The sequence below is a fragment of the Pseudomonas sp. RIT-PI-o genome (assembly GCF_001297215.1).
GTDB lineage: Bacteria > Pseudomonadota > Gammaproteobacteria > Pseudomonadales > Pseudomonadaceae > Aquipseudomonas > Aquipseudomonas moraviensis_A.
Genome location: NZ_LHPA01000026.1, coordinates 207,961 through 231,129, shown reverse-complemented (window position 1 = coordinate 231,129; position 23,169 = coordinate 207,961). Strand labels below are relative to the sequence as shown.

20 protein-coding genes are annotated in these 23,169 nt (G+C 60.0%); 14 read left to right on the top strand and 6 right to left on the bottom strand.

Annotated elements, in window-relative coordinates:
- Position 1 precedes the first annotated feature (1 nt).
- From AEQ63_RS17965 to AEQ63_RS17955, 3 genes are all read left to right on the top strand, one after another.
- The gene (locus AEQ63_RS17965) at positions 2-1,252 is read left to right on the top strand and encodes a flavohemoglobin expression-modulating QEGLA motif protein (RefSeq protein ID WP_166554750.1); all 1,251 of its coding nucleotides are present in this window, start codon (positions 2-4) and stop codon (positions 1,250-1,252) included.
- 150 nt (positions 1,253-1,402) lie between these two features.
- A complete protein-coding gene (locus tag AEQ63_RS17960; RefSeq protein ID WP_064364278.1) occupies positions 1,403-2,308 on the top strand; it encodes an alpha/beta hydrolase in 906 nt (301 codons plus the stop codon).
- Positions 2,305-2,634 carry a hypothetical protein gene (locus tag AEQ63_RS17955; protein ID WP_064364277.1) on the top strand — a complete coding sequence of 110 codons (330 nt, stop codon included), beginning with the start codon at positions 2,305-2,307 and terminating at the stop codon, positions 2,632-2,634. The genes AEQ63_RS17960 and AEQ63_RS17955 overlap by 4 nt, the downstream gene beginning before the upstream one ends.
- A gap of 68 nt (positions 2,635-2,702) precedes the next feature.
- Here AEQ63_RS17955 and AEQ63_RS28255 read toward each other — a convergent pair whose 3' ends face one another.
- The 4 genes from AEQ63_RS28255 to AEQ63_RS17935 all read right to left on the bottom strand — a co-directional run bounded on the left by AEQ63_RS28255 (position 2,703) and on the right by AEQ63_RS17935 (position 7,092).
- Entirely contained in the window at positions 2,703-4,946 is a 2,244-nt protein-coding gene (locus AEQ63_RS28255; protein ID WP_152972385.1) for a hypothetical protein, read from the bottom strand.
- A gap of 197 nt (positions 4,947-5,143) precedes the next feature.
- Complete coding sequence (locus AEQ63_RS17945; protein WP_042606951.1) at positions 5,144-5,932, bottom strand: OmpA family protein; 789 nt, start codon at positions 5,930-5,932, stop codon at positions 5,144-5,146.
- 55 nt (positions 5,933-5,987) lie between these two features.
- Positions 5,988-6,392: a DUF4398 domain-containing protein gene (locus tag AEQ63_RS17940; protein WP_024011747.1), complete on the bottom strand. Its 405-nt coding sequence runs from the start codon at positions 6,390-6,392 to the stop codon at positions 5,988-5,990.
- Positions 6,393-6,747: 355 nt separating this feature from the next.
- Positions 6,748-7,092 (bottom strand): hypothetical protein, encoded by a 345-nt coding sequence (locus AEQ63_RS17935; protein ID WP_042606952.1) that lies wholly within the window; start codon positions 7,090-7,092, stop codon positions 6,748-6,750.
- 212 nt (positions 7,093-7,304) lie between these two features.
- On the opposite strand from AEQ63_RS17935, the gene ppc reads away from it, so the two are divergent.
- The 7 genes from ppc to AEQ63_RS17900 all read left to right on the top strand — a co-directional run bounded on the left by ppc (position 7,305) and on the right by AEQ63_RS17900 (position 14,696).
- Positions 7,305-9,935 carry a phosphoenolpyruvate carboxylase gene (ppc, locus tag AEQ63_RS17930; RefSeq protein ID WP_064364275.1) on the top strand — a complete coding sequence of 877 codons (2,631 nt, stop codon included), beginning with the start codon at positions 7,305-7,307 and terminating at the stop codon, positions 9,933-9,935.
- A gap of 300 nt (positions 9,936-10,235) precedes the next feature.
- Complete coding sequence (gene adk, locus AEQ63_RS17925; RefSeq protein ID WP_042606954.1) at positions 10,236-10,886, top strand: adenylate kinase; 651 nt, start codon at positions 10,236-10,238, stop codon at positions 10,884-10,886.
- Between the two features lie 95 nt (positions 10,887-10,981).
- Entirely contained in the window at positions 10,982-11,656 is a 675-nt protein-coding gene (tsaB, locus tag AEQ63_RS17920) for a tRNA (adenosine(37)-N6)-threonylcarbamoyltransferase complex dimerization subunit type 1 TsaB (RefSeq protein ID WP_064364274.1), read from the top strand.
- 309 nt (positions 11,657-11,965) lie between these two features.
- Positions 11,966-12,274: a hypothetical protein gene (locus tag AEQ63_RS17915; protein WP_042606956.1), complete on the top strand. Its 309-nt coding sequence runs from the start codon at positions 11,966-11,968 to the stop codon at positions 12,272-12,274.
- Positions 12,274-13,134: a DUF72 domain-containing protein gene (locus tag AEQ63_RS17910; protein ID WP_064364273.1), complete on the top strand. Its 861-nt coding sequence runs from the start codon at positions 12,274-12,276 to the stop codon at positions 13,132-13,134. The genes AEQ63_RS17915 and AEQ63_RS17910 overlap by 1 nt, the downstream gene beginning before the upstream one ends.
- A 30-nt stretch (positions 13,135-13,164) precedes the next feature.
- Complete coding sequence (locus AEQ63_RS17905; protein WP_064364272.1) at positions 13,165-14,001, top strand: isocitrate lyase/PEP mutase family protein; 837 nt, start codon at positions 13,165-13,167, stop codon at positions 13,999-14,001.
- Positions 14,002-14,003: 2 nt separating this feature from the next.
- A complete protein-coding gene (locus AEQ63_RS17900) occupies positions 14,004-14,696 on the top strand; it encodes an extensin-like domain-containing protein (protein WP_042606959.1) in 693 nt (230 codons plus the stop codon).
- A 3-nt stretch (positions 14,697-14,699) separates the two neighbouring features.
- On the opposite strand, the gene AEQ63_RS17895 is transcribed toward AEQ63_RS17900, so the two are convergent.
- The gene (locus tag AEQ63_RS17895; RefSeq protein WP_042606960.1) at positions 14,700-15,320 is read right to left on the bottom strand and encodes a hypothetical protein; all 621 of its coding nucleotides are present in this window, start codon (positions 15,318-15,320) and stop codon (positions 14,700-14,702) included.
- A gap of 92 nt (positions 15,321-15,412) precedes the next feature.
- Between AEQ63_RS17895 and AEQ63_RS17890 the strand changes: the two genes are divergently transcribed.
- The gene (locus AEQ63_RS17890; RefSeq protein ID WP_064364290.1) at positions 15,413-16,195 is read left to right on the top strand and encodes a class I SAM-dependent methyltransferase; all 783 of its coding nucleotides are present in this window, start codon (positions 15,413-15,415) and stop codon (positions 16,193-16,195) included.
- 107 nt (positions 16,196-16,302) lie between these two features.
- On the opposite strand, the gene AEQ63_RS17885 is transcribed toward AEQ63_RS17890, so the two are convergent.
- Positions 16,303-16,938, bottom strand: coding sequence for a TetR/AcrR family transcriptional regulator (locus AEQ63_RS17885; RefSeq protein WP_064364271.1), 636 nt, complete (start codon positions 16,936-16,938; stop codon positions 16,303-16,305).
- A gap of 94 nt (positions 16,939-17,032) precedes the next feature.
- On the opposite strand from AEQ63_RS17885, the gene AEQ63_RS17880 reads away from it, so the two are divergent.
- From AEQ63_RS17880 to AEQ63_RS17870, 3 genes are all read left to right on the top strand, one after another.
- Positions 17,033-18,133 (top strand): efflux RND transporter periplasmic adaptor subunit, encoded by a 1,101-nt coding sequence (locus AEQ63_RS17880; protein WP_064364270.1) that lies wholly within the window; start codon positions 17,033-17,035, stop codon positions 18,131-18,133.
- A 6-nt stretch (positions 18,134-18,139) separates the two neighbouring features.
- Entirely contained in the window at positions 18,140-21,211 is a 3,072-nt protein-coding gene (locus tag AEQ63_RS17875; protein ID WP_064364269.1) for an efflux RND transporter permease subunit, read from the top strand.
- A gap of 575 nt (positions 21,212-21,786) precedes the next feature.
- Entirely contained in the window at positions 21,787-23,166 is a 1,380-nt protein-coding gene (locus AEQ63_RS17870; RefSeq protein ID WP_064364268.1) for a Fic family protein, read from the top strand.
- The last annotated feature ends 3 nt before the right edge of the window (positions 23,167-23,169 follow it).

Sequence of the window (23,169 nt, the reverse complement as noted above, 5' to 3'; positions counted from 1 at the left end):
CATGTTGTCCGATCGCATTGTGCTGGCGCAGACGCCGATCCGCGTGCTCGATGCGGTCAAGTGGGACGACAACGTGCGCAAGGGCTTCCTCAAGGCCAAAGGCAAGGAAATGCCGGCGGTGGATCGCGACTACTACCTCAACCGTCCGCTGTCATTCGATTCGAGCCAGGTCAAACTGGAATTCCAGAACATCGAGCGTGACATTACCCGCCAGCTCGGCCAGTTCAACCCGGTCGGGCAGATCATGCGGCGCATGTGCAAGGAATACCGCATGGTCGTGCGCATGCTCGAAGCGCGCGGCACCGAGGATTTCGGCCTGATCTCGCAAGAGCTGTACGGCGCGGCGTCCGATGCCTTCCACGCCGGTGACCCGACCCTGGCCGATCTTGGCCTGATGATGTCCGACTACCTGAACAACATCGACGGGCGCGGCGACCTCAAGGACGAGCCGAAAATCCTTACCGCCAAAGACGCCGTGCACCTGCTGCAAACCCGACTCAACAAGGTATTCGGCGAGGCCGAGGAAACCATTCGCGTATTCGAGTCCGACGGCATCGTCGCCGACGCCGCAGCGGGCGCCGACTACATCAAGATCCGCACCGACGCGCTGTTCAACGACCGCGATGTGCGCGCACTGGAAGTCCACGAAGGCCTCGTGCACGTCGGCACCACGCTCAACGGTTTGAACCAGCCGATCTGCACGTTCCTGTCGAAAGGCCCGCCTTCGTCGACCGTAACGCAGGAAGGTCTGGCGATCCTGATGGAAATCATCACCTTCGCCTCCTACCCGAGTCGCCTGCGCAAACTGACCAACCGCACCCGTGCGATTCACATGGTCGAGGAGGGCGCGGACTTCTTGCAGATCTACGAATTCTTCCGCGAGCAGGGTTTCGAAATGGCCGAAAGCTACGGCAACGCCAGCCGGGTTTTCCGCGGCTCGACGCCGACCGGTCTGCCATTCACCAAAGACTTGTCCTACCTCAAGGGCTTCATCATGGTTTACAACTACATTCAGTTGGCCGTGCGCAAAGGCAAGCTTGAGCAGATTCCGCTGTTGTTCTGTGGCAAGACCACCCTGGAAGACATGCGTACCTTGCGGCAACTGGTGGATGAGGGGCTGGTGGTGCCGCCGAAGTATCTGCCGGACCAGTTCCGGGACTTGAACGCGTTGTCGGCGTGGATGTGTTTCTCCAACTTCCTCAACCATTTGAGCCTGGACCGGATCGAAGCGGATTACTCCAATATCCTCTAGACCCAACGCACACCCCTGTAGGAGTGAGCCTGCTCGCGATAGCGGTGTGTCAATCAACCGATATATCGACTGACACAATGCTATCGCGAGCAGGCTCACTCCTACAGGTTTGTTCTGCATTCCAACCTGAATTCTGCGAGGTTTCACCGGATGAGAATCCTCGGCATCCTTTGCCTGCTCTTGACCCTCGGTGGTTGCAGTTCGCTGCTGTTCTACCCCGAACCTGGCCAGATCTTTACCCCGGACAAAGCCAGACTCGAATACCGCACTGTCACCCTGACCACCGCCGACGGCCTGAAACTCAATGCCTGGTGGCTGCCGGCCAAACCCGGCGTCGAGGTCAAGGGCACGGTCCTGCATCTGCACGGCAACGGCGGTAATCTGCCAATGCATCTGGGCGGGAGCTGGTGGTTGCCCAAGAATGGCTATCAGGTGCTGCTGGTCGACTATCGCGGTTATGGATTGTCCGAGGGCAAGCCGAGCCTGCCGGCGATCTATCAGGACATCGACGCGGCGTTCGCCTGGCTCGACAACGCGCCCGAGGTCAAAGGCAAACCGTTGGTGCTGCTCGGACAAAGCCTGGGCGGCGCCATGTCGGTGCATTGGCTGGCGCAGCACCCGGAACGGCAAAAACAACTCAAGGCCCTGGTGCTGGATGGCGTGCCCGCCAGTTATCGCAGTGTCGGCCAGTTCGCCCTCAGCACTTCATGGCTGACCTGGCCGTTGCAGGTGCCGCTGTCGTGGCTGGTACCCGATGGCGACAGCGCAATCAACTCGATGGCGCAGCTGACTGGCGTGCCCAAGCTAATCTTCCACAGCATCGACGATCCGCTGGTGCCGATGGCCAACGGCATTCGCCTGTATCAGGCAGCGCCGCCGCCGCGCGTGTTGCAGCTGACTCGTGGCGGTCATGTGCAAACCTTCGGCGACCCGGTGTGGCGTCAGGTCATGCTGCGCTATCTCGACGATCCCCAACACTTCGACGGCCTGCGCCGACTCGGCGAAATCCCCAACTATCCGCCGCCTCCGAACAATGAAGATGAGACCCCGCAATGACTGAAGAACGCAACGCCATCCCGCTGATCATCACCGGTATCTGCAGCATCCTCGGCACCGTCGGAGCGCTGTGGTACTACGGCTATCTGCATTTCGCCAAGCCTGAGGATGCGTTGCTGCTGAACGAATTCACCATGCTCAAGACCGTACCGGGCGAGGACTACAAAGTCTCGCTGACCCCAGCGCCGCAAGTGGCGCAGTGTATTGATGGCGTGCTGGTGTTGTTCGATACCGAACAGAAAGGCCTGACCGGGGTGCTGGTCAACGCGCAGAAGAAAGCCGTGCGTTGCATGGGCGAAGAGACTCCGCAGCAGTTGGAACAGTGATTCTGCAGGCCCAGCCCTCACTCCACCGCTTTGCATTCAGAGGGGTGGAGTGTGACGTGCTCTTCAAACTATGGGTTGGATGTCACGGTGATCTTCCGGCTAGTGCTCCAAGGCGAACGCTTGCCGTCGATGCTCTGCCATGCCGTAATGGAAAACGGCCCGACCGGTAGGCTCCATTCACTTCGCACCGACCATTTGCCGTAGGCGTCGGCGTCTGTTTCCGCCAGTACATTGTAAGGTCCATTGACCTTGGTGACCCGGATGTGGGCGCCCGGGAGAGCCGTGCCGGAGAGCATTGGATTCTGCCCGGTCTGACCGTTTTCCGTCGGTGTTTCAATGATGGGCGCAACAAGTGCATCAACAACTGTGATTTTTCGGTTGGCGCTCCATGGCGAGCGCTTGCCGTCAATGCTTTGCCATGCCGTGATGGAAAAAGGTCCGATCGGCAGGCCCCATTCACTTTGCACCGACCATTTGCCATAGGCGTCGGCGTCTGTTTCCGCCAGTACATTGTAAGGTCCATTGACCTTGGTGACCCGGATGTGGGCGCCCGGGAGAGCCGTGCCGGAGAGCATTGGATGCTGCCCGGTCTGACCGTTTTCCGTCGGTGTTTCAATGATGGGCGCAACAAGTGCATCAACAACTGTGATTTTTCGGTTGGCGCTCCATGGCGAGCGCTTGCCGTCGATGCTTTGCCATGCCGTGATGGAAAAAGGTCCGATCGGCAGGCTCCATTCACTTTGCACCGACCATTTGCCATAGGCGTCGGCGTCTGTTTCCGCCAGTACATTGTAAGGTCCATTGACCTTGGTGACCCGGATGTGGGCGCCTGGGAGCGCTGTGCCCGAAATCAACGGGTTGAGACCAGCCTCGCTGTTCTCAACGGGAGTCGAAATAATGGGAGGTTGCAAGTCCACGAGTTCGGTAACTTTGAATGAACGTGGTTCGGAAGCCACCGAAGCTTCATCGCCAAAGTATTGCCGAAGCACGATGGTTTTTTGCCCCGCCTGCATTCTGGCAGGATGAATGATCGACCATTTGCCTTGTGTGTCTGCGACGTCCGTTGCAAAGAAGTTCGCTGGATTTGCAGCTTCTGCGATCTTTATGGTTGCTCCGGGGCGTGCTGTTCCGCTGAATACAGGTCTGGGCGTCGTCTGGTCATTTTGCTGGGGTGTCATTAATAGTGGTGGCGGGACAGCTGTCGTGCAATCCGGTAGACCCTGCCCGTTGAATGCAACCACAACTGATGCCCCGCTTTTATCGGTGGCACAGACCTTGATTTTTACTTTTGCCGTCGCGTCTTCTAGGGTACGCCCTGCCTGCAACGTCGGATCCGCTGCCGTGGCAGTCTCCGGCGTAGCATCCAATTGGACGTTGCGCACGGTTCCGTTCAATGACGAATATCTGATCCAGACGCCAGTGACGCGATTATCGGTGGGAGAGAATTCATCGAATGGCGTGGGCTGGCGGTACTCAAGTGCGATCAACCGTGGTTCTGTCGGCCGATTGATCAAATAGAGTTGAGGTCCTTCCTTTCCCAGTACGCCCAGCCGATAAAATCCTGTCTTGCTGATCGCCGAAGCTTGTGAGTCGTCCAGCCAGCCGGAAAACCAACGGTTGATGGCCGGGTAGAGTGTTCCGCCGCCCGATACTGAGTCGCCCGTATCACCATAACTGATATAGCTACATGCTTCTGGTGCCTTGACAATTGCGTTGCTTACCGGACATTTGGTAAACGAGCCGCCATGCGGGTAACCTAGGTTATGACCGAATTCGTGTTTCCAGACATGCGGAGAGCCTGGCATTCCTTTTACCCAGATCCAATTTCCCGGCATCGTAGCGATCGCACCGCCGCCACAGGGCACCGCCACAAGCAGGTAATGATAAGCGGCGGGATCAATGTTCTGGGCAACAGCGGCCTGGCGCGCTGCTTCAAGACTACCTGAGGCGCTGCACCTCTCTGGCTTTTTACCAAAATCTGCCGCGATCTGTGTGCCCTCCAGTTTCAATCTGTTGCCGGACGCGGCCGAGACGTATGAACTCAGCGAGTTCCAGTGTGCTGAAAAGGTCTGTTCGGCAATTTTTCCAGCGTCTAGGCCAGGTTCCCCAGACCAATGACCGATCACCAGGAGTCCCTTTCGAATACCCGTAATTGGACGTTTTTTTACGGGTATTAGTGCTTCAGGATCACTGCTGATGATCATGTCATCAGGAACGTACAAAGGCTCAGGCGGGATCGCCGGATTACTCCAACTGATGACTGAATAGAGCAGCGTTGAAAACAATCCGACAGCGATGATTGATCGCTTCATGGTGGCTACCTTGGCAGGTGGTTGACAAGTGATAGCCTGTTACGGGTACAGATTCCCGTCTACTGTCATAGTTGACAGTAGACGGGGCGGTATGCAGCCGAAGATCATTGAAGGTGTGTCCGTATTTTCCATCCCCCCACATAAAGAAGCCCCGCCTGAAACAAATCAGGCGGGGCTTTTGCGTTACCGGGTGAAGCTTAGTTCGAGCTCACCGAAGAACGCGGTGCTACCGGCTGGTTGTCGTTGGAGATGGTCACTTCCACACGACGGTTCATCGCACGGCCCGAGACGCTGCCGTTATCTGCTACCGGGTATTCCTTGCCATAACCCTGAGTGACAATACGCGCTGGATCAACGCCCATTTTCACCAGCGCTGTGCGCACGGAGTTGGCGCGGCGCTCGGACAGCGACTGGTTGTAGCTCGCGGCGCCAGTGCTGTCGGTGTAACCCTCGACGATCACTTTGCGATCCGGGTTTTCCTGGAGGAACTGCGCCAGTTTGTTGATGTTCACCAAACCGCTGGACTTCAGATCAGCCTTGTTGGTGGCGAACAGCACGTCACCGAAAGTCACCAGCGTACCGCGATCGGTCTGCTTGGCGTTGAGGCTGTCCTGCAGCTGTTTGATCTGCTGGTCACGGGCATCAAGACGAGCCTGAGCGCGCTGTGCAGCGGCGTTTTTCAGGTTGTTTTCAGCGGTGCGCAGGGCGATGGTCTGCTTGGCCACTTCGACGCGCTGGTTGGTCAGGTAGGCAAGTTGGTCAACCTTGGCCGCGTCTTCTTTATCCAGATAAGCCTTGTCGGCCTTGTCCAGGTAGTCGCTGGCGTCTTTGGTTTCCAGTGCCGCGACTTTGCTTGCCTGTGGGTTGGCCTGCAGGCCGGCGTAGTTGGTGCGCGCCTGTTCCAGGTTCGGGTTAGGCGGGGTGGAGCAGGCAGCCAGTGCAACGCTTGCGGCCAGAAGAGCGGGAATCATCAGTTGCTTACGCATAATTTGTCGTCCTTTCTATCGGTAAGAGTTTCAGCTTTGCGGTCGGGATGCGCGCTTACTGCACAGTGCGCTGGCTTTCCTGACGCAGTTCCTGAACACCTTTCTGGGAATCCTTCACAGCCTGTTCGGCCTTGGCGGCCTGAGCCTTGCGTTCAGCGACGCGAGCGTCCCATTCAGCCTGTTCGGACAGGCGACGGGCCTCGTCATACTTCTTGTCGTGCATGGCGATTTCAGCTTGTTTCAGCTTGTCCTGAGCCTGCTTCATTTCCACCGCAGCGAACTCGGTACCACCAGCGCTGACAGCGCTGTTGACGGCCGATTGGGTCACGGCGTACTGCTCGGTCGGTGGATTACCCGCGCAACCGGCCAGCACGAAGCTGGTGCCGATGGCCAGAGCGGCCAGTTTCAGACCGCGTAGGTGGGAAAACGAGGTTTGGGTTTTCATGGTCTTCAACTCCATTAGGCATCTCCTGAAAATACAACTGAATCCATCCTGGCAGAGGAGCCGAAAGCATCGCTTGTTGACGCGAATTGAAACGCTCGTTCCAGGCGTGGTTACCAGTTCCGACCGGCGGCATTTTTGAAAAGTTCAGAAAAGATGGCCTATCGCCAAAAATTAAATTGACCGATTGGACAAGGCTCTGGGACGGGAACTTTGATGGTCGGAAGCGGTACGCGCGGGGTAAATATTCAGGATGTTACCATCCATAGTAGGAGTGAGCCTGCTCGCGATAACGGTGTGTCAGCCACACATGGGGTAGCTGGAAAACGCCATCGCGAGCAGGCTCGCTCCTACAGTTTTGATTTGTGTCGGGTCAGTGCTTCTGCTTGTTCTCAGCCGACGACAAGTCATGCAGATGCCGCCGCGACAACGCCAGAAAACGCGGGGTCGGGCCGACATCTTCATACAACGGATCACCTTCCTCATCTGTCGCCACCACCGTCGAACCCTTCACATACGGCAGGCTCGCTTCGAATTCCTCGAGCGCGGCACCGATCAGTTCGCCGAGCAGTTCCTCGGGATGACGCTTGGGGTACATTTCGGCAATCGCCGCCAGGCGCGCAGCGGATTCCACATCCAGGTGAATCGTGTAGCCAGTGTCGGTCAGGCGACCTTTGGCGTTTTCTTCCCAATGCTGGGCGAGTTCACGAATTTTCATGATGACCTCATTTCGCGCCTGCTGCTGGCAGGCCTGGGTGAGTGTCCGGCAGCGCCGGCGGCGGGCCTTCGTACGGCTTACTGTTGAGACTGGCTTTCGCGCGCAAGGTTTAAGTCGATTCGTCGCCTGCTTGTAAGAAGCGGCGCAGAGCGGCACTCTCTGGCAAAGCATTCATTTCTGCGCTGTCCCCGATTACCGCTGGAGAACTGCTGATGACCGATATTGATGCACGCTTGCGCGAAGACGTTCACCTGCTCGGAGAGCTGTTGGGCAACACCATTCGAGACCAGTACGGCGAGGCGTTCCTCGACAAGATCGAGCAGATTCGCAAGGGCGCCAAAGCCGACCGGCGCGGCTCGATGGACGCCGAACTGAGCGCCAGCCTCAATCAATTGAGCGAAGACGAATTGCTTCCGGTCGCGCGGGCCTTCAACCAGTTTCTCAACCTGGCCAACATCGCTGAGCAGTACCAACTGATCCATCGCCGCGAGGAGTCGCAGCCGGCGCCGTTCGAGTCGCGGGTATTGCCGGAACTGCTCGCGCGCCTGCGCAGTGAAGGCCACAGCGCTGAATCTCTGGCCCGGCAACTGGCGCGGCTGGAAATCGAACTGGTACTCACCGCACACCCGACCGAAGTGGCGCGGCGCACCCTGATCCAGAAGTACGACGCGATCGCCGCGCAACTGGCCGCACAGGACCATCGCGACCTGACCAGCGCCGAGCGCGAGCAGATCCAGACCAAACTGCAGCGGCTGATCGCCGAAGCCTGGCACACTGAAGAGATCCGCCGCACCCGACCGACCCCGGTCGATGAAGCCAAGTGGGGCTTTGCGGTGATCGAGCACTCCTTGTGGCAGGCGATCCCCAACCATATGCGCAAGGCCGATCAGGCGCTGTTCGCTGCGACGGGCCTGCGCTTGCCGCTGGAAGCCGCGCCGATCCGCTTCGCCTCGTGGATGGGCGGCGACCGTGACGGCAACCCCAATGTCACCGCAGCAGTGACCCGAGAAGTTTTACTCCTGGCGCGCTGGATGGCCGCTGATTTGTACCTGCGCGACGTCGATCATCTCGCTGCCGAACTGTCGATGCAGCAGGCCAGCGACGCGCTGAAGGCCAAGGCAGGCGACAGCGCCGAACCCTATCGCGCAGTCCTCAAGCAATTGCGCGAACGCTTGCGAGCTACGCGCAATTGGGCGCATGCCGCGTTGACCGCGCCGACCACGGCCCCCGCCGATGTGCTGCACGACAATCGCGATCTGCTCGAACCGTTGCAGCTGTGTTTCAACTCGCTGCACGAATGCGGCATGGGCGTTATCGCCGACGGGCCGTTGCTCGATTGCCTGCGTCGGGCGGTGACGTTCGGCCTGTTCCTGGTGCGCCTCGATGTGCGCCAGGATTCCACGCGGCACAGTTCGGCGATGACGGAAATCACCGATTACCTCGGCCTCGGCCGCTATGAAGACTGGGACGAAGAGCAGCGCATCAACTTCCTCACCGAGGAGCTGAGCAACCGTCGTCCGCTGCTGCCGGCGCATTTCAAACCGTCGGCGGACACCGCTGAAGTGCTCAACACCTGCAAGGAAATCGCCGCCGCACCTGCTGCGTCGCTGGGCCCCTACGTGATCTCCATGGCGGGCGCCGCTTCCGATGTGCTGGCCGTACAACTGCTGCTCAAGGAATCCGGTGTGCTGCGGCCGATGCGCGTAGTGCCGCTGTTCGAAACCCTCGCCGACCTCGATAACGCCGGGCCGGTGATGGAACGTCTGTTGCTGTTGCCGGGCTATCGCGCGCGCCTGCACGGCCCGCAGGAAGTGATGATCGGCTATTCCGATTCGGCCAAGGATGCCGGCACCACCGCTGCGGCCTGGGCGCAATATCGCGCGCAGGAGCGCCTCGTGGAAATCTGCCGCGAGCAGCAAGTCGAACTGTTGTTGTTCCACGGTCGCGGCGGCACCGTGGGCCGTGGTGGCGGCCCGGCGCACGCGGCGATTCTGTCGCAGCCGCCGGGCTCAGTGGCGGGGCGTTTCCGGACCACCGAGCAGGGCGAAATGATTCGTTTCAAATTCGGCCTGCCAGACATCGCCGAGCAAAACCTCAATCTCTATCTGGCCGCCGTGCTCGAAGCGACCTTGCTGCCGCCGCCGCCGCCGACCCCTGAATGGCGGCATCTGATGGACGAATTGGCGGCTGACGGTGTCAGCGCTTACCGCCAGGTGGTGCGGGAAAATCCGCAATTCGTCGAGTATTTCCGTCAGTCGACCCCGGAGCAGGAACTGGGACGTTTGCCTTTGGGCAGTCGTCCCGCCAAACGTCGTGCCGGCGGTATCGAAAGCCTGCGGGCGATCCCGTGGATTTTCGGCTGGACCCAAACGCGGCTGATGCTGCCGGCCTGGCTCGGTTGGGAGACGGCGCTGAGCAAGGCCCTGGAGCGCGGCGAGGGGGAGTTGCTCGGGCAGATGCGCGAGCAATGGCCGTTCTTCCGCACCCGCATCGACATGCTGGAAATGGTTCTGGCCAAAGCCGACGCGGATATTGCGCAGTCCTACGACGAGCGTCTGGTCGAAGCCGAACTGCTGCCGTTGGGCGCGCAGTTACGCGACCTATTGTCGCAGGCATGCTCGGTGGTGCTCGGTCTGACCGGGCAGTCGCAGCTGCTGGCGCACAGCCCGGACACCCTCGAATTCATCCGCTTGCGCAACACCTACCTCGACCCGCTGCATCTATTGCAGGCGGAGTTGTTGGCGCGCTCGCGGCAGCAGGAAGTCGAGCAGGGCAGCCCGGTGGAACAGGCGCTGCTGGTGTCTGTAGCGGGGATTGCCGCCGGCTTGCGGAATACCGGCTAAGGTTGCTGATCACGTCAGGCGGCATTCGCGATAAGGATCGGATGCCGCTTCTCCTGCTGTAGGAAAGTGCCGCGAGGCGACAGTTAATGTAGGGGTTGCGACTTGGGTTACCGCGTCGCGAGGTCACGGCGGGCGTCGGTTTCTCCGACTTTTGGCGTCTTGTGTGGGCGCAGCCTGCTGTGTATCTTGATCAGCCTTTGGCCGTTTGTGCGGCCACGACCCGTATTTTCAGGATCCGCCGGTTACGTGCGAATCCTTTGTTTTGTAAAGCTTTTATATAAAAAATTGAGGAGCACATCGATGCGCGTCATTCTGCTGGGAGCTCCCGGGGCCGGTAAAGGTACTCAGGCAAAGTTCATCACCGAGAAATTCGGCATTCCGCAAATCTCCACCGGCGACATGCTGCGTGCTGCGGTCAAGGCTGGCACTCCCCTGGGCGTGCAAGCCAAGAGCATCATGGATGCCGGCGGCCTGGTGTCGGATGACCTGATCATCGCGCTGGTCAAGGACCGCATCGCTCAACCTGATTGCGCCAACGGTTTCCTGTTCGACGGCTTCCCGCGCACCATTCCGCAGGCGGAAGCACTGGTCACTGCCGGTGTCGAACTGGACGCCGTGGTGGAAATCGCTGTTGAAGACGAAGAAATCGTCCAGCGCATCGCCGGTCGCCGTGTTCACGAAGCCAGCGGCCGCGTTTACCACATCGTCTACAACCCGCCGAAACTGGCTGGCAAGGACGACATCACCGGTGAAGAGCTGGTGCAGCGCAAGGACGACACCGAAGAAACCGTGCGTCATCGCCTGTCGGTCTACCATTCGCAGACCAAGCCGCTGGTGGAGTTCTACCAGAACCTGTCTGCCGCCAATGGTGGCAAGCCGAAGTACAGCCACATTCCAGGCGTGGGTTCGGTGGATGCGATCACCGCCAAGGTGCTGGCCGCGCTGAGCTGAAAAGTCTGAACCGCAGCATCAATCCACGGCCCGCTTGCGGGCCGTAGTTGTTTATACTGACGCACTTTTTCCCCACCCCTGTTTTGGAAACATCGATGAGCCCCTTGCTGGCCCTGGACACCGCGACTGAAGCTTGCTCCGTTACCTTGCTGCATGACGGCAAGGTCACGAGCCATTACGAGGTGATCCCGCGTTTGCACGCGCAGAAGCTGCTGCCGATGATCCAGCAATTGCTCGCCGATGCGGGCACCACATTGCAAGCGGTCGACGCCATCGCTTTCGGTCGTGGCCCGGGCGCGTTTACCGGTGTGCGTATTGCCATCGGCGTAGTGCAAGGTTTGGCGTTCGCGCTGGATCGTCCGGTGCTGCCGGTATCCAATCTTGCGGTGTTGGCGCAGCGTGCCTTGCGTGAGCAGGGCGTCAGCCAGGTCGCGGCCGCCATCGATGCGCGGATGGATGAAGTGTATTGGGGCTGCTATCGCGAGACGGCGGGGGAGATGCGTCTGGTTGGCGCCGAAGCCGTGCTGCCGCCGGAAGTGGCTGCGTTGCCGGCCGATGCCAGCGGCGACTGGTTCGGTGCCGGAACCGGTTGGGGTTATGGTGAGCGCATTGCGGTCAATCTGAGCGGCTCCGACGCCGGCATGTTGCCCCACGCTGAAGACCTGCTGACGCTGGCGCGTTTCGCCTGGGAGCGCGGCGAATCGATCCCGGCGGATGACGCCCAACCGGTTTACCTGCGCGATAAAGTCGCCACCCCCAAAGCCCGCTGATCTCCGGTCTGTGCTGTCCCTATGGCGAGGGAGCTTGCTCCCGTTCGGCTGCGCAGCAGTCGCAAACCCTGCATTCGCGATTTGACTGATGAATAAACGGGGCCGCTTCGCTGCCCAGCGGGAGCAAGCTCCCTCGCCACAAAAGCGCCCGCCGGATATTCAGTGCCTTATTCCGAATCCAGCCAATCGTCAGTTTCTACCCCCTCGCTTAAAACCTTTTGCGCTTTCTGTGTTCTAGTTATCACTCGGCAGTTTGCTAAGTCGGTCAAGTGCCGCTAAATTGCCATCATCGATACCGAGCATGACATTATGCGTATAGACGGCGTTTCCACTCAGTCCTATCCCATCAAGCGCAAGCCGCGCAAAGGCAATGCGGCGCTGGATGAGTCCGTCGACATCATCGACGGCGAGCTGGAATTCCCGAGCGAAGAGCAAATGGCCGCCCGTGCTGCCCAAGCCACCGCGCAACGCCTGAGCAACCTGCCTGCCCGTCAGCAAGACATGATCTACCACCGCGCAATGAAGAAAAGCGTAGCGATGGCGTTGGCCAGCTACCTGAGTACTGCCGGTTTTGTCGATTGGGATGCGGACGTGCTGGGCCTCGATCTGTATATCTGATGGATCTGCCTTACTACCTCGGTTGCCCGTCCTGGAGCGAAAATGCCTGGCGCGAGTATCTGTATCCGGTAGATGCAAAAACCTCCGATTTTCTCGCTCTCTATTGCCAGGTGTTCAACGCCGTCGAAGGCAACACCTCCTTCTACGCCAGCCCTTCGCCAGCCACTGTGCAGCGCTGGGCCGAGATCATGCCGGCGCACTTTCGCTTCACCGCCAAATTCCCCGGCGACATCAGTCACAGTGGCGACTTGCGCGAGCAACTGACTGCTGCCGAAACCTTCCTGCAATTACTCAAGCCGTTGGGCGAGCGTGTTTCGCCACTGTGGCTGCAATTGTCGAAAAGCTTTACACCGCAGCGTCTGCCGGAACTGGTGGCGTTCATCGACGCGCTGGATTGCCCGCTTGCGGTGGAAGTACGCAATGAACAGTTCTTCGCCAAGGGCGAGAGCGAGCGCCTGCTCAATCGCCTGCTGCTGGATCGCGGCGTCGAGCGCATCTGTCTCGACCCGCGTGCGCTGTTCAGTTGCCTGTCGACCGAGTCTTCGGTGATCCACGCGCAATCGAAAAAGCCACGCGTACCGACCCGTCCCGCGGCGTTCACGCAGTTTCCACAGGTGCGCTTCATCGGCCATCCCGAGCTTGAGGCCAACGATGCGTTTCTCGTGCCGTGGGTGGCGAAAATCGCCGAATGGATCGAAGAGGGCCGCACCCCGTACATCTTCCTGCACACCGCCGACAACCTGTTGGCAGCGAAACTCGCGCAACGTTTTCACGCGCAACTGATGCAACGTTTGCCTGGCTTGCCCGCGCTGCCTGAGCTATACAGAGAACCCGCCGTCGAGCAGCTTGGCTTGCTCTGAGGCGGTTTTTTTCTTCCCGGGAGCCCGCCGATGAACGTCCAAGCCAGTCAGGCGCAACTGCTTAAAGCCCAAGCCTTCAAGGCCCTGCATGATCGTCAGGAGACTTTCGTGATTCCCAATCCGTGGGACGCCGGTTCGGCGAAGATGCTCGCCAGTCTGGGTTATTCGGCCTTGGCCACCACCAGCGCCGGTTACGCGTTCTCCCAAGGCAAGGCGGACGGCGCGTTGAGTCTCGACGAGACCCTGGCCAATGTCCGCGCGATCGTCGCAGCGACTGATCTGCCGGTGGCGGTGGATTTGGAAAACGGCTTTGCCGATGACCCGGTCGAGGCTGCGCAGAGTCTTCTGCGCGCAGCCGAGGCGGGGGCGGTGGGTGGTTCGATCGAAGATGCCACGGGGCGTCCGGACGCGCCGATCTATTGCTTCGAACACGCCGTGGCGCGCATTGAAGCCGCCGTCGCCGCGGTGCGCACGCTGCCGTTTCCCTTTGTCCTCACCGCTCGCGCGGAAAACTACCTGCACGGTAATCCCGACCTCGATGACACCATTCGCCGCTTGCAGGCATTTGCCGCCGCAGGTGCCGACGTTCTTTATGCGCCGGGTTTGCGCAGCGCCGAAGAAGTGCGCGCAGTGGTGCAGGCCGTGGCGCCGAAACCGGTCAATGTGTTGATGTCTGGCGGTTTGAAACTGACCGTACAACAGCTCGAGGAAATGGGCGTACGGCGGATCAGCACCGGATCGGCGCTGGCGCTGGCGGCGTTCGGCGAATTTTTCCGCGCGGCTGAAGAAATCCAGCAGTCCGGCACGTTTGGCTTCACGTCGCAGTCGATGCCGTACGCCAAGGCCAATCAATTCTTCAAGGACTGAGCATGGGGCGCTGGCTGTTCTGGTTGGTGTTGCTGGCGATCGGCGGTGCAGCGGTCAGTGTCTGGCGCGGCTGGCTGGACGTACCAGCGCAGTGGAATCCGTGGGCACCGCTGGACGTAAAAGCCGCGCCCAACTGGCTGACCGGTTACAAACTCATGCGTCTGCGCAGCGATCCTGAGCTGTGCGCACAGGCGCTGGGCAGCGCGGATCTGCGCGTCAGCCGCCAGGCCGACAGTCCCGGTGCGAAGTGCCCGCTGATCGGCGCTCTGCGTGTGCAGGGCGGTGAAGTGGCGCTGAGCAGCAGTTTCATCGCCAGCTGCCCGCTGGCGGTGGCCTACGCGATGTTCGAACACCACACCCTGCAACCGGTCGCGCAATCGGTGTATGGCCAGAAAGTCACGCGTGTCGACCATCTCGGCAGCTTCGCCTGTCGCAATGTCTACAACCGTGAGAACGGCGCGCTCAGTCGACACGCCAGTGCCGACGCGCTGGACATCGCCGGCTTCCGCCTGGCTGATGGACGCACGATCAGCGTGCTCAAGGATTGGCCCAAACAAAATCAGGACGCACAGTTTTTGCGTCAGCTGCGTGACGGCGCCTGTGAGTCATTCAGTGTGGTGTTGAGCCCGGATTACAACGCCGCCCATCGCAATCACTTTCATGTCGATGTCGGGCGCTGGAGCGTGTGTCGCTGAGGGTCAGGCGGCGAGGCGCAGGTTCTGCAGAACGATCGGGCGAGCCCAGCCGTTGTCGAAGTCCAGGGCCTTCTGCTGCTCGACGATTTCTTCCGGCGGGAACGGTGGGTACGGCTTCTGCAGCAAGTCCAGGTCGAACTCGGCGATCGGCAGGTACAGCGGGCGTTTTTGCGGAGCGGGGCCTGGCTCAGGCAGCGGCTGGCCATTATTGATCACGATCGGGCGCACCCAACTGCTGTCGAAATCCTGCTGCTCTTGCTGGGCTTTGAGTTCTTCTGGCGGGAACGGTGGGAACGGCTTGTCCAGCAGCTCCATTTCGAATTCAGCGATTGGCAGGAACAACGGCTCTGGCGGGCGAACTTCGGTTTCAACCACATCGCACTCGCGCTGGCTGACGATGTGCGCGTGCAGCTCGCTGCCAACGGTCGGTTCTTCCGGGCTGTTCAGGTCAACCGGTGGAAACGTGCCACAGGCCGGCACCACTTCACTCGTCTGTTCGGCCAGGGCCTGGGCAAAGAAATCCTGCCACAGGTGACTGACGCCGCTCAGTGCTTGAGTGTTATGACGGCTGAAGTCGCCATGGGGCGAAACGTAGCCAATCGATGTGGGAAGAATGCCTGACATTTTTTTCGGTTGCCGCTCAGCTCTGGCAAAATGCGCGTTGAATGGTTTATCGGCGGTTTTTGTCGATCCTTAACTTTTTTGAGCGTTTTTTCATGATCGAGTCACCCGCGGCCTGCCGCATCCATGTCCAGGCCCTCGCCCCGACGTTTCAAGCACAAGCCGAGCACTGGGCCGAACGTCTCGGCTTGCCGCTCGGCGAGGCGGACGGCGAGTTCGCCTTGCAGGTCGGCGAGCAGGGGTTGCAATTGCAGCAGCTTGGTCCGGACGCCCCGGGCCCCGTGCGGGTCGACTTTGTCGAAGGCGGCGCGGCGCACCGGCGTTTGTATGGCGGCGGCAGCGGGCAGATGATCGCCAAAGCGGTCGGCATCGCACAAGGCGTGCGCCCGCGTGTGCTCGATGCCACCGCGGGGCTGGGCAAGGATGCATTTGTACTGGCCAGTCTCGGTTGTGAAATGAGCCTGATCGAGCGCCAGCCGTTGATCGGCGCGCTGCTCGAGGATGGGCTGGCGCGGGCGGCGGAAGATTTCGACGTGGCGCCGATCGTGGCGCGGATGAAATTGCTCAAGGGCAACTCCATCGAAGTGATGCGCAGTTGGGAAGGGGAGCCGCCGCAGGTGATCTATCTCGACCCGATGTTCCCGCATCGCGAGAAAACCGCGTTGGTGAAAAAGGAAATGCGCCTGTTCCGCCCGCTGGTGGGCGATGATCCGGATGCACCGGCCCTGCTTGAAGCGGCGCTGGCGCTGGCCACGCACCGGGTAGTCGTCAAACGCCCGCGCAAGGCACCGTGCATCGAAGGGCCGAAACCGAGCCATGCGCTGGATGGAAAATCGAGCCGGTATGACATTTATCCTAAAAAAGCGCTGAAGCCCTGAGACCGCGTCGCCCCATTCGCGAGCAGGCTCGCTCCCACAGTTGAAATGCATTCCAATGTGGGAGCGAGCCTGCTCGCGAAGCGGTCTGCACAAGCACCGCAAAACTGTCAGGGTTTGTACGCCCTCATAAACAACCCCACCACCTCCCTCACATGGCGCTCCGCCGCCTCACCCGTCAGCGGCTCGCCGCAGCCATACAGCAAACGGAAATTTCCCGCGCCTTTGATCAGGCAGAAGAAATGCTCAGCGGCATTGCGTGGCTGGTCGATGCTCAGCGCGCCGCTCGCATGGATCTTCGCCAGCAAACCTTCCATGCCGTTGACCACACGCTCGGGGCCGGCCTCGAAGAAGATCAGCGACAGTTTCGGGTCCTGGCTGCCCAGCGCCATAATCAAGCGGTGCAGGTTGACTGATTCATCGCTGTTGATCAGTTGGTGGAAGCCTCGGGCAATGTTCAGCAACACATTTTCCACCGGGATGTTTTCCGGCAACTCGAAGAACAGCGGCGGCAGTTGCTCCTCGCATTTCGCGACGACGGCGGCGGAAAACAGCGTCTCCTTGTCGTTGAAATGGCTGTAGACCGTCAGCTTCGACACGCCGGCCTCGCTGGCGACCGCGTCCATGCTGGTGTTGGCGTAGCCATGACAGAGAAACAGGGTTTTCGCCGCGTCGAGGATCGCCTGGCGCTTGGCCAGATCCTTGGGGCGGCCCGGGCCGTTTGGAGCTGAAAGATTGTTCGACATTCTTCGCTTTTAATACTGGACTGGTGAGTTTGCTATTAATACCATACCCGCCAGTATAAATATTCTAAGCCTCATTCGCGAAAGGTCCGTCACCATGTTCCGCCATGCGTTGTCCTTTGCCGTGCCAGTCAGTCTGGCGTTCCTGTTATCGGCGTGCGGTCAGGAAGAGGTGACGAAAGTCACCGTGCGACCGGCCATGGTGGTGCAACCCGAGCCTTCGGCGCAGGCGATGGAAAGTTATCCGGGCGAGGTTCGCGCCCGTTATGAGCCTGATCTGGCGTTCCGCATCGGCGGCAAAGTCAGCCGACGACTGGTCGACGAAGGTCAGCGGGTCAAGGCCGATCAGCCCTTGGCCGAACTCGATCCGCAAGACGTACGATTGCAACTGGAGGCCACCCGCGCGCAGGTCGCCGCCGCCGAGGCCAATCTGAACCTGGTGCGCGCCGAGCGCGATCGCTACAAAACCCTGATGGAGCGGCAGATGGTCAGCCGCTCGGCCTACGACAACGCGGAAAATCTATACCGCTCCGGCGAAGCCCGCCTTAAACAAATCAAAGCCGAATTCAACGTATCGACCAACCAGGCCAGTTACGCGGTGCTGCGTGCGCCACAGGACGGTGTGGTGGCCAAGCGTTCGGTGGAAGTCGGCCAAGTGGTCGCCGCCGGGCAAACCGTGTTCACTCTCGCCACCGATGGTGAACGCGAAGTCCTGATCAGCCTTCCGGAGCAAAGCTTCGGCCGCTTCAAGGTCGGTCAGCCGGTCTCCGTAGAATTGTGGGCACAGCAGAATCAACGCTTCGCCGGGCAGATCCGCGAGCTGTCGCCATCCGCCGACCCGCGCTCACGCACCTTTGCCGCGCGTATCTCCTTCACCAGCGGCAAAGTCCCGGCGCAATTGGGGCAGAGCGCCCGGGTGTTCGTGCAAGCGGCCGACAGTGTTTCGCTGTCCATTCCGCTTTCGGCGCTGACCGCTGAGAACGGCGCGACCTACGTCTGGGTGGTCAACGGCAACAACACGTTGAAGAAAACCCCGGTGCGGGTCGGTCCGTTCGGCGAGAAAAGCGTGGCAGTGCTCGAAGGCCTGAGCGCCAGCGACTGGGTGGTGGCCGCCGGCGTCCATGTGTTGCTCGATGGTCAGCAGGTGCGACCGGTGGATCGCTCCAACCGTGTGGTCAATCTGGCGAACAAGGAGTAAGCCCCGATGCGCTTCAACCTCTCCGAATGGGCGTTGCGTAATCGCCAGATCGTATTGTTCCTGATGCTTTTGCTCGCCGTTGTCGGCGCGCTGTCCTACACCAAACTCGGCCAGAGCGAAGACCCGCCGTTCACCTTCAAGGCGATGGTCATCCAGACCCGCTGGCCCGGTGCGACCGCGCAGGAAGTCTCGCGCCAGGTCACCGAACGCATCGAAAAGAAGCTGATGGAAACCGGCGAGTACGAACGCATCATGTCGTTCTCCCGCCCCGGCGAATCCCAGGTCACTTTCATTGCCCGCGATTCGATGCACTCCAAGCAAATCCCCGACCTCTGGTACCAGTTGCGCAAAAAGGTCGGTGATATCCGCCAGACCTTGCCGCCGGGAATCCAGGGGCCGTTTTTCAACGACGAGTTCGGCACCACCTTCGGCAATATCTACGCGCTGACCGGCGACGGTTTCGATTACGCCGTGCTCAAGGATTACGCCGACCGCATCCAGATCCAGCTGCAACGGGTCAAGGACGTCGGCAAGGTCGAACTGCTCGGCCTGCAGGACGAGAAGATCTGGGTCGAGCTGTCCAACGTCAAGCTCGCCACCCTCGGCTTGCCGCTGGCAGCGGTGCAGCAGGCGCTGGAGGAGCAGAACGCGGTCTCTACGGCGGGGTTCTTCGGAACCGGTAGCGAGCGCTTGCAGCTACGCGGTTCAGGGGATTTTCAGACAGTCGATGAGATAAAGAACTTTCCGATCCGCGTCGCCGATCGTACGTTCCGCATCTCCGATATCGCCGATGTGCGTCGCGGTTTCAGCGACCCCCCGGCGCCGCGCATGCGTTTCATGGGCGACGATGCGATCGGTCTGGCCGTGGCGATGAAGGAGGGCGGCGACATTCTCGTGCTGGGCAAAGCGCTGGAAGGCGAATTTTCGCGGATCCAGAAAAATCTCCCGGCCGGGATGCAGCTGCGCAAGGTCTCCGATCAGCCGGCCGCAGTGAAAACCGGGGTCGGCGAGTTCGTTCAGGTGTTGGTCGAAGCGCTGGCGATCGTCCTGCTGGTGAGTTTCTTCTCTCTCGGCGTGCGCACTGGCATGGTCGTCGCGTTGACCATTCCGCTGGTGCTGGCGATGACCTTCGCCTGCATGTACTACCTCGGGATCGGCCTGCACAAGATCTCCCTCGGTGCACTGGTATTGGCGCTGGGGCTGCTGGTGGACGACGCGATCATCGCCGTGGAAATGATGGCGATCAAAATGGAGCAGGGTTTCGATCGCATTCGCGCGGCAAGTTATGCCTGGACCAGTACGGCGTTTCCGATGCTCACCGGCACGTTGATCACCGCCGCCGGCTTCCTGCCGATTGCCACTGCGCAGTCCGGCACTGGCGAATATACCCGCTCGATTTTCCAAGTGGTGACCATTGCCTTGCTGGCCTCATGGGTCGCGGCGGTAATGTTCGTGCCGTATCTGGGGGAAAAACTCCTGCCGGATCTGGCGAAAATTCATGCGGCAAAACACGGCACTGGCGATGGTCAGCCGGACCCGTACGCGACGCCGTTTTATCAGCGCGTGCGGCGACTGGTGGAGTGGTGCGTGGCGCATCGCAAGACGGTGATCGTGCTGACCGTGGGCCTGTTCATCGCCTCGGTGATGCTGTTCCGTTTCGTCCCGCAGCAGTTCTTCCCGGCTTCGAACCGGCTGGAGTTGATGGTTGATCTGAAACTCGCCGAAGGCGTTTCGCTGGCCAACACCACCAGTGAAGTCAAACGCCTCGAGGCGCTGCTCAAGGAGCACGCCGGTATCGAGAATTATGTGGCCTATGTCGGCACTGGCTCGCCGCGTTTCTACCTGCCGCTGGATCAGCAATTGCCGGCGGCGAGTTTTGCCCAGTTTGTGGTGTTGGCGAAAACCATCGAAGAGCGTGAAGCGCTGCGCAGCTGGTTGATCGAAACCCTCAACGAACAATTCCCGGCCCTGCGTTCGCGGGTTACTCGTTTGGAAAACGGTCCGCCGGTTGGCTATCCGGTGCAGTTCCGCGTCACCGGCGAACACATTGAAGAGGTCCGAGCGCTGGCGCGCAAAGTGGCGGCCAAGGTTCGCGAGAACCCGCATGTGGTCAATGTGCATCTGGACTGGGAAGAGCCGAGCAAGGTGGTGTATCTGAACATCGACCAGGACCGCGCCCGCGCACTTGGCGTGAGCACCGCCAATCTGGCGAAATTCCTCCAGAGTTCGCTGGTCGGCTCAACGGTCAGCCAGTATCGCGAAGATAACGAATTGATCGAGATTCTGCTGCGCGGCACGGTGCATGAACGCACTGAGTTGTCGTTATTGCCGAGCCTCGCGGTGCCGACCGATAACGGCCGCAGTGTAGCGCTGTCGCAGATTGCCACGCTGGAATATGGCTTCGAGGAAGGCATCATCTGGCACCGCAACCGCCTGCCGAACGTGACCGTGCGTGCCGATATTTATGGCAAGGAGCAACCGGCGACGCTGGTCAAACAGATCATGCCGACGCTTGACCCGATTCGCGCCGAATTGCCCGATGGTTATCTGCTGGATGTCGGCGGCACGGTGGAGGATTCCGAGCGCGGGCAGAAGTCGGTGAATGCCGGCGTGCCGATGTTTATTGTCGTGGTACTGACCTTGCTGATGGTGCAACTGCGCAGTTTCTCGCGTACGGCGATGGTGTTTCTCACCGCACCTCTGGGGTTGATCGGGGTGACGCTGTTTCTGATGGTGTTCCGGCAGCCGTTCGGGTTTGTGGCGATGTTGGGGACGATCGCGCTGTCCGGGATGATCATGCGCAACTCGGTGATTCTGGTGGATCAGATCGAGCAGGATATTGCTGCCGGGCTCAGGCCTTGGCAGGCGATCATCGAGGCGACGGTGCGGCGCTTTCGGCCGATTGTGTTGACGGCGCTGGCGGCGGTGCTGGCGATGATTCCGTTGTCGCGCAGTGTGTTTTTCGGGCCGATGGCGGTGGCGATCATGGGTGGGTTGATTGTGGCTACGGCGCTGACTTTGTTGTTTTTGCCAGCGTTGTATGCGGCCTGGTTCAGGGTTCGCAAAGACTCCGTTTGAGTTGTGGTTGCGTGGCGGCCTGAGGGCCGACCATGCTTTGGGTGTTCTGAGTGAATATCCGTTTTTTTTGGGTGTTGCGGCTGGCGGTTCCGCTCTTACAGCGGGTCACTTTTGCAGACGCCCAAAAGTAACCAAAACGCTGGGCCCCGGCGTTCGGCCCCTCGCTGGGGCTCGGGGTTCCTTCGCTCCGGGATCAATCCGGGCGCAGCGTCTCCGGTTTGCTTCGCTGCACCTCCTCCCGCTGTGTTTGGCTGCGCCAAACGGTCGCTGCGCTCCCACGCCCGGATCAATCCCTCCACTCAGCCTGCCGATGGGGCCGGCACGGCAAGATCAAAAGCGGTACTCGAGCTTGCGCTCATTGTGTAGGAGCTGCCGAAGGCTGCGATCTTTTGATCTTGATTTTGCTTTTCTGTGAGAGCGAGCCTGCTCGCGAAGGCCGTCTGACAGCCAATTCATTTCAACTCGCCAATTCACGCTGCCTTCCTACAGCTTTTTCAGAAACCTCCGATCTTGAGGCGCTGCCCGTCGAATGCTGTACTCCGGGTTCTGTTTTTCCGAGTCCTTGAGGCTGTCCCATGAAGAAGCCACCGACATTAAGCGGCAGAACGGATCCTGTTTTCGACCTGTTGGCCCGCTCGCCCCACAAGCAACGACTTGCGGATTATCTGGCGCTGCTCAAGCCCCTCGATGATCAGGGGCGCTATCTGCCATTCGAGGCGTTGCGCTATCGCTGGCCTGCGGGATTGGACGCCAACCTTTGTTGGGCGTTGGTGAAGAAGGCGCGGGCAGCCCAGTACATCCGTTTGTTGCCGTTGGGCGAGCCGGTGCAGTGGGGCAAATATGTGCCAACGCCGCTGGCGCAGAAAACCTTGGCTGTGGTGGATCGTCACGCCAGTACGGCCGCGCTGGATTACATGACCAGTCAGATCGGCGAACGTGTGCATTTCTCTTGTCTGCTCAATGACCTGATCGAAGACGAAGCCATCGCAAGTAGCCAGTTGGAGGGCGCGGCGACCACGACTCGTGTTGCCAAGGACATGCTCAAGCATCAGCGCCAGCCGCGGACGCCGGATGAGCGCATGGTCATGGGTAATTATCGAATGATGAATTTCGCTTGGGAAAAGCGTTATGAACCTCTGAGCATTGAGCTGATTGCAGAGATCCATCGAGTGGGTGTGGAGGGGATTGATGACGAGCAGTATTCCCCTGGATTGTTCAGAACCAATGATGAGGTGGTTGTTCAGGATGGTTCGGGCAACACCGTGCACCGACCGCCTCCTGCGGTGGGTCTGGTTTCGCGGTTGGCGAGGCTGTCCGGCTGGATCAATCAGCCCGATGCCTCGATCCTGGAAAAAAACTATTTGCATCCACTGATCAAGGCCATCACGCTGCATTTCGCCATGGGTTACGAACATCCCTTTCGCGACGGTAACGGGCGGGTTGCGAGAGCCTTGTTTTACTGGTTCATGTTCAAACATGAGTTCGCGGGCTTTCGCTACATTACGATCAGCCTGTTGCTACGCAATGCACCGGTGAAATACGGGCGCTCCTATCTGCACACCGAGGCGGATGAGCTGGATCTGACCTATTTCATCGAGTTCCAGTGTTCTGTCATTCTGCGAGCCGTGGTCGGCTTTACCGATATTTACCGCAAGAGCGTGGCAGACACCGAGGATTTTGACCGTTGGCTGATCAGCTCTGGCGTATTTGAGCAACTGACGCAACGGCAGCGCGCCCTATATCAGGTGGCTAAAAGCGGGGAAGCGAAGGAATTTACGGCGAGCAACGTCGCGGAAAATTTTTCCTGCACGGGCAGTGAGGCGAAATCGATGTTGGAAGGGTTGGAGCAGTTGCAAATATTCGCCAGAAGAAAGATGGGCCGGGAGGCGGTGTATTTTTTGTGCGGGCCCGTAGAAGAAAAAAGACACGGGGTCGAATCACTTCGCCCCGCGTGATGC

Bases quoted from the DNA above. Each gene is read 5' to 3' on its own strand.
- AEQ63_RS17965 (WP_166554750.1), top strand. From the start codon at position 2: ATGTTGTCCGATCGCATTGTGCTGGCGCAGACGCCGATCCGCGTGCTC.
- AEQ63_RS17960 (WP_064364278.1), top strand. From the start codon at position 1,403: ATGAGAATCCTCGGCATCCTTTGCCTGCTCTTGACCCTCGGTGGTTGC.
- AEQ63_RS17955 (WP_064364277.1), top strand. From the start codon at position 2,305: ATGACTGAAGAACGCAACGCCATCCCGCTGATCATCACCGGTATCTGC.
- AEQ63_RS28255 (WP_152972385.1), bottom strand. From the start codon at position 4,946: ATGAAGCGATCAATCATCGCTGTCGGATTGTTTTCAACGCTGCTCTAT.
- AEQ63_RS17945 (WP_042606951.1), bottom strand. From the start codon at position 5,932: ATGCGTAAGCAACTGATGATTCCCGCTCTTCTGGCCGCAAGCGTTGCA.
- AEQ63_RS17940 (WP_024011747.1), bottom strand. From the start codon at position 6,392: ATGGAGTTGAAGACCATGAAAACCCAAACCTCGTTTTCCCACCTACGC.
- AEQ63_RS17935 (WP_042606952.1), bottom strand. From the start codon at position 7,092: ATGAAAATTCGTGAACTCGCCCAGCATTGGGAAGAAAACGCCAAAGGT.
- ppc (WP_064364275.1), top strand. From the start codon at position 7,305: ATGACCGATATTGATGCACGCTTGCGCGAAGACGTTCACCTGCTCGGA.
- adk (WP_042606954.1), top strand. From the start codon at position 10,236: ATGCGCGTCATTCTGCTGGGAGCTCCCGGGGCCGGTAAAGGTACTCAG.
- tsaB (WP_064364274.1), top strand. From the start codon at position 10,982: ATGAGCCCCTTGCTGGCCCTGGACACCGCGACTGAAGCTTGCTCCGTT.
- AEQ63_RS17915 (WP_042606956.1), top strand. From the start codon at position 11,966: ATGCGTATAGACGGCGTTTCCACTCAGTCCTATCCCATCAAGCGCAAG.
- AEQ63_RS17910 (WP_064364273.1), top strand. From the start codon at position 12,274: ATGGATCTGCCTTACTACCTCGGTTGCCCGTCCTGGAGCGAAAATGCC.
- AEQ63_RS17905 (WP_064364272.1), top strand. From the start codon at position 13,165: ATGAACGTCCAAGCCAGTCAGGCGCAACTGCTTAAAGCCCAAGCCTTC.
- AEQ63_RS17900 (WP_042606959.1), top strand. From the start codon at position 14,004: ATGGGGCGCTGGCTGTTCTGGTTGGTGTTGCTGGCGATCGGCGGTGCA.
- AEQ63_RS17895 (WP_042606960.1), bottom strand. From the start codon at position 15,320: ATGTCAGGCATTCTTCCCACATCGATTGGCTACGTTTCGCCCCATGGC.
- AEQ63_RS17890 (WP_064364290.1), top strand. From the start codon at position 15,413: ATGATCGAGTCACCCGCGGCCTGCCGCATCCATGTCCAGGCCCTCGCC.
- AEQ63_RS17885 (WP_064364271.1), bottom strand. From the start codon at position 16,938: ATGTCGAACAATCTTTCAGCTCCAAACGGCCCGGGCCGCCCCAAGGAT.
- AEQ63_RS17880 (WP_064364270.1), top strand. From the start codon at position 17,033: ATGTTCCGCCATGCGTTGTCCTTTGCCGTGCCAGTCAGTCTGGCGTTC.
- AEQ63_RS17875 (WP_064364269.1), top strand. From the start codon at position 18,140: ATGCGCTTCAACCTCTCCGAATGGGCGTTGCGTAATCGCCAGATCGTA.
- AEQ63_RS17870 (WP_064364268.1), top strand. From the start codon at position 21,787: ATGAAGAAGCCACCGACATTAAGCGGCAGAACGGATCCTGTTTTCGAC.